The following is a 10,348-nucleotide window of genomic DNA, read 5'->3' on the forward strand; positions in this document are numbered from 1 at the left end:
GGGGCAGCTGCCCCTCCAGGACGCAGACCAGCAACCTCATCCGCTGTAACTCCTTGGGAGTCATCGAAATCATGTCCTTCTTCATGGGGGACATAATCGCTAAGCAGTTACAGGGGACAAAGTCGCTAAGCTAATACAGCGATTGAACCGCATCTTGACAGTCCACACCCCGGCCGACACAATCCCTCGGTATATTGTTGACGGAGAATCCATGGGCCGTTTGTTCAACCTCATCTTTTGTTTATTCGCCATTGCCGTCGCCTTGACCGGCCTCCCAGCCTGTCATGGCGAATCCAAGGGCCCGCCGGACGAAGATACACCGGCCGACGATTCCGTCTCTTTCGACGGTTCCATCTATTTTTCCGGAACCTGGCTCGGTCAGGCCGGCACCTATGAATTGAACCTCGACACCCGCGAAGCCAAATTGCTGTCTTCCGTCGTGGGCGTTTTCATGCAGACCGCCGGCGCGACCGATGCGATCCTGCTGCTCACCGCTCAGAACGAAGCCGTGATCCTCCGGCCCTCCGACGGCCAGATCATTCCCCTGACCACCACGACCAACGCCTATCTGGCGCCGAACGGCCGCAAATATTTCTATCACGACCCGGAATCCAATACGCTGTACGAAAGCCACGTCGATGCGACCGGTGGCCGCTCCTTCGCGGCGGACGGCCGCTACGGCGCCCACTCGCCGGACCTGGAGCGCGTCGCCTATCTGAACAACCAGGGGGTCGTGCTGACCGACGCGGACAACACCTCGCCGACCCAGGTGGATTTCACCGGCCTGGTCAAACCCGACGAGACGTTCATCGTGCCGGAAAGCGGCGATTACTTCCCGCGGTGGTCGCCCGACGGCGAACGCGTCGTGGTGTCGGTGATGGTGGCCAACGCGGACGGCAGCTTCAACCGGGGGTTGGCGATCGTGACCGACCGCGCCGGCGTTTTGCAATTTTACCTGGCCAACAGCCCGACCGAACCGGCGTGGTCGGCCGACGGCAAATTGCTTTATTACATTTCGGAAAAAACCATCTACGCCTGGGATTTCGACGCGGAGCAGAACCTTTACATCGACGGCGGCAGCAACACCGTCAACAGCAAGATCCGCCTGAATCGAAAAGGCAATTACCTGGGCTTCGTGCGCCTGGCCAGTGACGGCCGCACCGGCGCCCAGGTCTACGACCAGGCCGACGGCGCCTCGACGATCATCGTGCCGTCCGCCAACAACGGCGCTTCCTCGCTCGATTGGCCGCGCCAGTCTTATTGCACCGCCGGCGGCAATGCCGCCCCCACCCTGACCAAGGTGGAAGTGCTGGTGGATGGCGTGGTCCAGGAAAATCCGCAAGTGACGCCGCCGAGCGTCGCGGTACTGCGCCTTTACCTGTCGGACGGTGATTGCAACCTGCGGCACGGCGTCGCCTTGTACCAGACCGGCGACAACATCCGGCGCCCGGTTTCGCTCAACCTTCCCGCCGACGCCGGCTGCAACAACCAGACCACCGATCTGCCCGCGCCGGTCCTGGCGCCGGGAACGTACGAGATCAGCCTGACGGTCGAGGATATCTGCGGTTCGGCGAGCGGGCCGGCGACTTTTCCGTTGACCTATTTGGAAGCCGCGGATGATGATGACGACAACGACGATAACGATAACGACAACGACAACGATACGACGCCGTAGGGCGACGCGATTTTCACATTAAAATTTTGCAGCCTTTTCATCGGGTCAAAACAGTGAAATATTGGCCATTATTCAAGTTCATGACGTGTCGGAGTTTAATATGACCGAGCTGAACGAAAAACGGACGAATTATCGCAAGGCCAAGCTGGCGAAGCAGGATTTGACCAACCTGGATTTGCGCCAGGCCGACCTGACCGGCGCCAATTTGCGCAAAGCCAAGCTGGCCGGGATGAATCTGGAAAACGCCATTTTGGAAAAAGCGGATTTGCTGGACGCCGACCTGAACGGGACGACTCTCTTGCGGACCAATCTGCGCGGTTCGTCCATTCGCGGCACGTGGGTGAAAGTCCAGGCCGATTGCGCGGATTTTTCCGGCGTCCTGGCGCAAAAATGGCAGTTGGTCGACTGTCGCTTCTCGCACGTCAATTTTTCGCAACTCAACACCCGGCGGGTGGAATTTAAAAACTGCACTTTCGAGGCCTGCGACTTCACCCGCGCCAACGCCCCCGACGCCGTGCTGACCAATTGCCGGCTGATCGATTGCACCATCGATCAGGCCGATTTTTCCTGTCTGGTGATCAACCAAACCGAGTTTCAACACGTCAGCCTCAAACAGGCCGATTTTTCGGGAATGATCGCCGAGCAGAGCGCCTTCCGCGATTGCGACCTGACGCGCGCCCTGTTCATCGCCAGCGAAGTGAAGCAGTTCACGCTGGAAAACAATCCCTACACCAAGGCCGATTTCCGCCACGTCAATGGGCTGACCGAGGACCAGCAGGCAAAGATCCTCGCCGCCGGCGGCCGCATCAGCAAACGCCGTCTGCGGAAGTGGATCAAATCGATTTGGCAAACTCCGAAAGGCAAGGCCGCCATCATCGCGGTTTTCGCGTTGATCGTCTTCTTTTACTACAACGCCACGAACAACCCTTCTTCCTGGCGCGAAGAAAAATTAATCCGTCACGCCAACGAGGCGAGCGGCAAAGGCGATTACGACCAAGCGCTGAAGTATTACAAAATTCTGCTGATGCGACAGAAAAAGGATGAAAACGATCAGGCGGTTTTCCGCACGCAAATCGATATCGCGCATCTTGACGCGGCAAAGAAGGATTTCACCAACGCGTTCGCCTCGCTCCGCGAGGCTTTGACCGTGCCCAACATCGGGGAGATGGAACGCCGCAACGCGATGCTGGAAATTCTGCAGCTCTACCTGGCCAAACAGGACATGGCGGGATTTTTTGCCGAGTTGGAAAAAATGATGGCCGCCCAAACCGTTTCCGATCAAATGTTCGAATTATTAAACCAGGTCATCGGCCTCACCAAGGATCCGCAACAGTTGCAATCCATCTTGGCGTTGTTGGATAAACACGGCAGTACCGCCGCCCCGGCCGACAAATTCCAATTCCTTTTCTATCGGGCATTGACCCTCCACGAAATGCGGCAAGATACGGAGGCGGAAAACCTCCTGCTGGCGTTGGAACAGGAGCCCGCGATTCCGCCGCTTCTGCTACGGCGTTCAATGATGACGCGCGCCAATATTAAAGAACTCAGCCAACAGATTGACGACGCCCGCGCCATTTACGCCCGCCTGCGCGAGCTTTTTCCGGACGCCGTGCAGGAAAACGATTACGCTAAAATCAACGAAGCCAACCTGCTGGCCTCGCAAGGAAAATTTGCCGAAGCCGAAAAATTGTATCAGGAAATCATCAGCCATACCGTCTCTCCCGAAATCGAGAATTCCACGAAAATGAGCCTGGCGATCGTTTACAGCAACCTGCGGAAATTCGATCAGGCCCACGGGCTCATCGACGAAGCGCTCAAATACTTCAAATCGGACCAACCGCAATATCAGGAAGCGCGCATCCGGCAGGCGACGATTTACGCCGATGAAGGCAAGAACGACAAAGCCATTTCCTTGCTTCAGGAATTCCTGCTTTGGACGACCAATAAAAACTACGCCGCCTGGGCCAAAAGAGAGTTGAGCAATATTTACCGCCGACTCGGCCGGTACGAAGACGCCTACGCTCTGTTGCGCGAAATCGCCGACAACCCCAACGCCCCGGAAACCAAGGTCGCCTTGCTGGAAGAATACGCGACCATGTTGATCGAAGGCAACGAAGTGGACCGCGCCACCAACGCCATTACCCAGGCTTTGACGATCGCGACCGGCGATCAGCAAATCAATCTGAAACGGCGGCTGTACGAATTGCAAAAACAAAGCGGCAAAATCGCCGAGGCGACGATCACCTTGAACGAGTTGACCGCGTTGCCGCCGCCGGATAAGGAACTTCACCTTTGGGCGTTGCTGGAGCAATCGAATCTGGAACGAATCAACAACAATCTGCCCAAAGCCAACAAATGGTTGCAGGAGATTCTCGCGATCAACTGGGCGCCGGGACAGACTCCCCTGAATTTCGCGATGACGACCAGAGCGCAGGACCCGGAAGGGATCAACCTGGCCAACAAGCTCTACGAAAAAATCATCGCGCTCGAGCCGGAAAAAAGTTATCTCGGCGGAACCGCCCGCCTGGTCCTCGCCGAACGCCTGGCCGACGAGGCGATCGCCAGAAAAACCGCGCCGAGTTCCCGCCTGGAGGAACTGTTGTCGGGGGTGATTCAGGCCAACACCGACATCAACCTCGTCATCCAAGCCTACGATTTGCTGGCCAGGCCTTATCTGGCCAATGGTGACTATTCCCGCGCCCTGCAGTGGTACCAGAAAATGGAACAGAACCGGTCCAACGACCGCCTGGCCATCGTCGCGAAATTGGGCCAGGCCACCGTCTACGCGGCGCAGCAACAGACGGACAAGGCGCTGGATCTGCTGGCCACCGCCCAAGCGACCTGTATCGATGCGATGGACTGCTGCCGCATCGGCACCGAGCAACTGCGCATTTTGAAAAAAGCCCGGAAAACCGACGAAATCAAAAAAATGAACGACTTCCTTCGCAACAAATATTTCGATTGCTGGGCTTCGCAGAATCAGGATCTGGTGGTCAATCCCTAGCAGGCTGTTGAAAAAAGCCGTCCTGGCCTTTTTCAACCGCGCTCAACAAAAAGCGTGGTTTTTATTTCGCTTCATTTTCGGCAACTTCGGAAGTTGCCGAAAATGGCGATCCATCCATGGATCGCACGCCGGGTGTTTTTCAACACCCGGCTAGCCGGCTATTGTTTGGCCGGACGAACCTCGGCCATCGCCAGATGACCCGCCACGAATTGCCGTAGCGCCGCCGCGCTGTCGGGAGGCACCAGGGCGCCGACGTCGATGCGGCTCGCTTCCGCGCAGAGCGGATGATCGGGGTGGCCGGCCCAGATGTTGCCCGTGCATCCGCCGAGGATCAACCAGGGCTGCAAGCCGGACGGCGCCCGGCGAACCAAGGCATCCAATTCCTCGACCGGCAGTTGCCGCCCTTCGTAAAGCCCGACGCCGATGCCGAACCAGCAGTAAGGCAGCAAGGGATCGGGTTGTGCCGCGCATTTGTCGACAGCGATATTCAACTGCCGCGCATGGTCCAAGCCATATTTGATCCCGGCCCCGAAAACAAAGCTCTGCAACGCCGGCCCGGACAGCCGCCTTTCGATCTGCTGAATCCGTTCGTGCTCGGCGCCCCATTTGATGCCGATTTCCATGTAAATCACGTCGCGATCGTAGGCATTGCTCTTCAATCGCTCGGCCTGCGGACGGACTGGGGTCAACAAGCCGGCATAGGCGACCGCGCCCAGACCGAGCAAGCCGACGAGCGCCGCCAGGGCGGGATAGCGCCAGCGTCCGGGCCACGCCGCGCCGACCGCCAGGCCGCCGGCCAACAGCAGCATGGGATAAAGAATGAAAATATGCGCGTGGCTCTCCGGATCCAACAGGCCCCATTCCGGGGCCAATAAACCGTAATCGCTGAAACTGAAAACCACCGAGTAAAGCAGGACGAAACCGATGGGGAACATCGCCCCGAACGCCGCATCCGCTTCGACCCGCCTGGAACCGGGCAGCAGAGCCCGGCCCATTTCGGCTAGCTTGCGCCTATAAAAGGCGATCGACATCCCGAACAGGAACAGAGCGAGAATCAGATATCCGTAAGACAAAAACTGGATCGCCGGAACGGAAAAACCGTGAAAATGAAGCCCGGAGGCCAGGTCGTTGGTCCACAAATGCCAAAGCCGGCCGAAGCCCGACGCCAACCGCCGCCCCAGGCCGGTGGACTTGCCGACGGCGTCGGTCAACCGCCCCAGGCCGCGCCAGTCGTGGGTGAGGTTGTACAAAAACCAGGGTAAAAGCCCGACGAGCGCCCCCGCCAACACCGCCATTCCATGACGGAACCCCGCCCCGGCGGGCCGCGCCAGCCACCACAAAACGAGCAGCCAGAGAACCGTGACGGCGAAACCGTAATGGATCCACACGCCGAGGCCGAAAAACACCCCGTGCAGGAGGTAATCGCGGATGGTCTGACGCGGAGCCGCGAGCTGCCGGAAAACCAGCAGAAACGCCGCCAATGACAGCATGGCGTTTTCCGCGTAGTTGCCCCACGGCAGCAGGCCGATCTGCAACACGGCGGCCGGCGGCAGCAGAAACAGCGCTCCCGTCGCCAGTCCGCCGGGCCATCCCGTCCGCCGCCAGGCGAACCAGGAGGCGAACAGCGCCATCAATACCGTCGTGGTCAGCGCCACGCCCTTCAGCGCCAGGTAGGTTTTTCCGAACAGCAGGAAATACGGAATCGTCAGCAAGCCGAACAACAGGGTGCCGCCCTCGTAATCGCCCGGTTGATATTCAAGCAGGGGCAATTCGGGCCCGGCCATGATCAGCGCGGCGATCGAGCCGGTTTTGTATTCCTCTTCGTCGTAAACGTACTCACTGTAGTAGAGCAGCGGCAGGCGGTCGGCCAGCACGGCCAAGACCAGCAACAAAGCCAGCAGCAGCCCGATCCGGCGATTCATGGCAACGGCACCACTTGCCCGCCGATCGAGCCGGATTCGAAAACGATCGTCCCTTGCCGGTTGCCGGCGCAATCGCCGCCGATCACCCGGCCGTAATCGGAACCTTCAATGAAGGAAATGCCGCGGAAATTGCCCGTCGCTTTCGCCCGCACCGCCAGGCAATCGTCGCTGTCGTACAAAAACAAGAACCCGTCGACGCCGTTGTCGATCGCGGTCGAATCGAGCACGACCGTCCGCGGGCTGGAACGGACGCTGACGCCTTGAAAACGGCAGCGTTCGGCGCGGCAGCCAGAAATCAATCCGGCAGGCGAGTAATAGAAAAAGAAACCGTGCCGATCGCAAAATTCCGCTCGGCAATCGAGAAACGAAACGCGCCGGGCGCCTTCGGCATCGAATCCCGAGTCGGGAGCGAAGCGAACGTCGATCCCCTGGATCCAAACGTCGTGCGCCCCGTTCACGACCAACGCGTCCTCGGCATAAGCCAGCTCAACGGTCTTGGGCAAAGAGGCCGGGCCGAGATCCAAAACCACTTCCTTTTTCTCGGCGTCCCACCAACAAGTGTTTGGTTTCAGTTCACCCGGATTCGCGACCGCGGCGAGGATCTCGACTTGATCCGGGGCCGCCGGCAGAAAAGCGCCGAACACCTGCCGTTCGGCCTTCGCCCGCCAGCGGCTGTCAGCCTGTTTTTGCCAAGCCGCCGCGGTGATCGCAGTGGTCGGTGATAGAACCGGCCGCGGCCGACCGGGCCAGGCCAGGAGGCGGGTCGGCCGGCGCGGATCGCCGGAAAGAGCGGCGGGGATCGCGACCGCTTCGCGGATCGGCTCGTCCTTCACTCCGGCCAACCACAAAGTTCCGCCCGGCGAAAGCGCCGTCAACCCACGTTGGATGGTCCGAAACGGTTTCTGTGCCGAGCCGTCGCCCTCGTCGGCTCCGGCGGTCGGATCGACGTATACCGCCGTCGCGGGCTGCTTTTCCTCGAAAACCGCCTCGCGCGGCGCGGTGATTTTCCACGATTCGTCGAGCCGCCCGGCCTCCGCCAGGGCGCGGGCGACCGCCAGCGAAACTCGCTCGTCGTTCTGGTCGGCCATTTCGACGAGCGCCGGCGCGACCCGGCCGTCGAGATGCGTCGCCAGCGCTTCCACGACCGCCAACCGGACCTCGACCGACGGATCCTCGCGCGCCGCGAGCAGGGCTTCAGCGGCCGTCGGCCCACCGATCCGGCCCAGCGCATAGGCGGCGATTTCCCGCACCCGCGGATCGCGATCGTTTTGCAAATGGCGGATCAGCGACTCGCGCGCCGCTTCCACGCGGTGCACCCCCAGCTTGAGGGCCGCCAGGCGGCGCTCGACATCGCGATCGTCGTCGGGGTAATCCAAGGTCGCCAACCAGGCGCCGCTTTCCTTCGGCGGGGCCGGCCGCGCCGCCGGTCCGCCGGGCGAGCCGGACGAGCAAGCCAGCAGTATCCCGGCCAGAAACAAAATCAAGAGATTGCGTTGCATCGGGGCAGTGTAGCATCGTCGGCGGCAAAACCAAAACCCAACTTGACAGGATCGGGCGGCCCCTCGTACGCTCTGGAGTGGTTTTTTAAGGAAGGAGACCCCCCATGAAAGCGAATTGGCTGTGGTTATTGCTGGGCTTGGCCCTGGTTTTCGGTTTGGCGATGGCTTGCGGCGGCGGCGATGACGACGATGACGACGACAATGCCGCCGGCGATGACGATAACAACACCGACGACGACAGCGGCGACGACGATGACGACAACGACGACAACGACGATTCCGGCGACGACGATCTGGGCGTGCAAAACGCCACGCAGAGCGAATGCCTGGATGACGCCGAAGGGAAGGACGACATCTGGGATCCGATGGAAGATCCAATCGACGTCGTGCAAGTGGCCTGGGACAGCGGCGTTCTGCAGATCGAGGATCTTTTCGCCTACGCCAATTGCGGTTTTGAACTCGAAGTGGCGGTCGCGTTGGAAGACGACGTAATCACCGTCACTGAAAACGACATCGGGACGCCGGCCGATTGCATGTGCCCCTTCAATTTGAATTACGAAATCACCGGCATCCCCGCCGGCGACTACACCCTGCGGATCGAGCGCACCAGCCTGAAGGAAAAGGCCGGTTCGGAAATCTTCGAATTCGCTCTGACGCTCGGCGCCGACAATTTCAAATGGTACGTGCCCTACGTCGAGTTGTTCTCCGCCGGCGACACCGCAACGCAGCCCTTCCAGGCGCGGATCGCGGCCTGCTACCTCTATCACCTGGCCGACCAGCGATTCTACGTTTCCGGCAGCGGCAACATGTATCACGTCTTCGCCTACGATTGGTACAACCTGGACCAGCCGGGCGAAGCCGATCCGAATTGCCAGATGCCGGTCCTGGTGGATATCGGCAACCTGGGTGCCGGTTCTTATTATTTCGGCGCGCCCTCTTACCACGATGACGAATGGTCGATGCTGACCTTCGAAGCCGACATCGAATAACGAAATGCCGTATCCGGGCAAATTGACGCTGGTTGCCACGCCGATCGGCAACCTGGGCGATTTGACTGTCCGCGCGCGGGACGCGTTGGCCGGTGCCGATCTGATCGTCGCCGAGGACACCCGCCGCACCGGGAGACTGCTGCAGCACCTGGCGCTCGACAAACCCCTGCTCTCCTTTTTCGAGGGAAATCAAAAAAGCCGCACGGGCCAGATCCTGGCCGAATTGCGCGCCGGCCGGCAAATCGCCCTGGTCACCGACGCCGGCAGTCCGGTGATTTCCGATCCGGGTTATGAACTCGTGTACGCCTGCCTGGCCGAGGAAATCGCCGTCGAGGCGCTGCCCGGCCCGTGCGCGGCGATCATGGCGCTGCAGCTTTCCGGGCTGCCGCCGGACCGCATTGTGTTCGACGGCTTTCTGCCGCGCAAAGGCCCGGCGCGCCGCGACCGGCTCGAATCGTATCGTCGTCTGGAAGGCACGGTCGTCCTTTACGAGTCGCCCAATCGGTTGACGGAGACCCTGCAAGACCTGCTCGACGCGCTGGGTGACGTTTCCTGCGCGGTGCTGCGCGAAATGACCAAGCTGCACGAGGAGGCGGTGCGCGGCCCCGTCAGTTACGTACTGGAACGCTTCGCCGGGCGGGAAGAAATCCTCGGCGAGGTGACCATCGTCTTTCGGTTGCCCAAGCCGCTGCCGGCCGAATTGGGTCAGGCCATCGCCGGCGCCCGGCGGCTCAAACACGATCTGGGATTCAAAACCAAGGACGCGGCGACGGCGGCGGCGCTGTTCACCGGGGTCGATAAAAAGGCCGTCTACCGCGCACTGACGGAGGATGAACCGGAATGAGCGACGAAGAGATTCGCGCCAAAGTAAGGGAAAAAGCGATCGAAAACCGATTGCCCTGCCGGGTGGCGCTGGCACTGGCGGACGAACTGGGCGTGCCTCCCAAGCGGATCGGCGACGCGGCCAACGCGGAAAAAATCAAGATCGCCGCCTGCCAGCTCGGCTGTTTTAAATAAACAGCCGTCCCCGCCGGCTGGCGGGAACGGCGGCGGCGTTTCCAGGGAAAACGCTATTTGGCCTCGGCCGTTTCCTTATGGATCGGGAACGGTGGCGTCACGCCCTTGGCGTCCCGGCGCTTGCGCGCTTTGGCCTGGTCGCGATCCCGCCGCTTGCGTTTCATCACGGTCATCTTGGTATTCGAAGCCATCGCAAACCTCCTGAATAACCTACCCGCTTTCGCGTGGAGCGCGTTATATAC

At 60.4% G+C, this 10,348-nt stretch carries 8 protein-coding genes; 5 read left to right on the forward strand and 3 right to left on the reverse strand.

The window, feature by feature from the left end; genetic code table 11:
- The first annotated feature begins 211 nt into the window (after positions 1–211).
- Both GX444_00190 and GX444_00195 read left to right on the forward strand, forming a co-directional pair.
- Positions 212–1,675, forward strand: coding sequence for a hypothetical protein (locus GX444_00190; GenBank protein NLH47000.1), 1,464 nt, complete (start codon positions 212–214; stop codon positions 1,673–1,675).
- A 100-nt stretch (positions 1,676–1,775) separates the two neighbouring features.
- On the forward strand, positions 1,776–4,679 hold the full coding sequence (locus GX444_00195) for a tetratricopeptide repeat protein (protein ID NLH47001.1): 2,904 nt from the start codon (positions 1,776–1,778) through the stop codon (positions 4,677–4,679).
- A 158-nt stretch (positions 4,680–4,837) separates the two neighbouring features.
- Here GX444_00195 and GX444_00200 read toward each other — a convergent pair whose 3' ends face one another.
- Together GX444_00200 and GX444_00205 are read right to left on the reverse strand one after the other, a co-directional pair.
- Positions 4,838–6,601: a hypothetical protein gene (locus tag GX444_00200; GenBank protein ID NLH47002.1), complete on the reverse strand. Its 1,764-nt coding sequence runs from the start codon at positions 6,599–6,601 to the stop codon at positions 4,838–4,840.
- Entirely contained in the window at positions 6,598–8,100 is a 1,503-nt protein-coding gene (locus GX444_00205; GenBank protein ID NLH47003.1) for a hypothetical protein, read from the reverse strand. The genes GX444_00200 and GX444_00205 overlap by 4 nt, the downstream gene beginning before the upstream one ends.
- A gap of 104 nt (positions 8,101–8,204) precedes the next feature.
- Between GX444_00205 and GX444_00210 the strand changes: the two genes are divergently transcribed.
- Genes GX444_00210 through GX444_00220 form a run of 3 tightly spaced genes read left to right on the forward strand, consistent with a single transcriptional unit; the run spans position 8,205 to position 10,106 of the window.
- Positions 8,205–9,089, forward strand: a complete 885-nt coding sequence (locus tag GX444_00210) for a hypothetical protein (GenBank protein ID NLH47004.1) — start codon at positions 8,205–8,207, stop codon at positions 9,087–9,089.
- A gap of 4 nt (positions 9,090–9,093) precedes the next feature.
- Positions 9,094–9,933, forward strand: coding sequence for a 16S rRNA (cytidine(1402)-2'-O)-methyltransferase (gene rsmI / locus GX444_00215; protein NLH47005.1), 840 nt, complete (start codon positions 9,094–9,096; stop codon positions 9,931–9,933).
- Positions 9,930–10,106: a hypothetical protein gene (locus GX444_00220; protein NLH47006.1), complete on the forward strand. Its 177-nt coding sequence runs from the start codon at positions 9,930–9,932 to the stop codon at positions 10,104–10,106. The genes rsmI and GX444_00220 overlap by 4 nt, the downstream gene beginning before the upstream one ends.
- Positions 10,107–10,159: 53 nt before the next feature.
- Here the strand turns inward: GX444_00220 and GX444_00225 are convergent, their stop codons facing one another.
- On the reverse strand, positions 10,160–10,297 hold the full coding sequence (locus GX444_00225; protein ID NLH47007.1) for a hypothetical protein: 138 nt from the start codon (positions 10,295–10,297) through the stop codon (positions 10,160–10,162).
- Positions 10,298–10,348: the final 51 nt, after the last annotated feature.

The sequence above is a fragment of the Myxococcales bacterium genome, assembly GCA_012517325.1.
Taxonomy (GTDB): Bacteria; Lernaellota; Lernaellaia; order Lernaellales; family Lernaellaceae; genus JAAYVF01.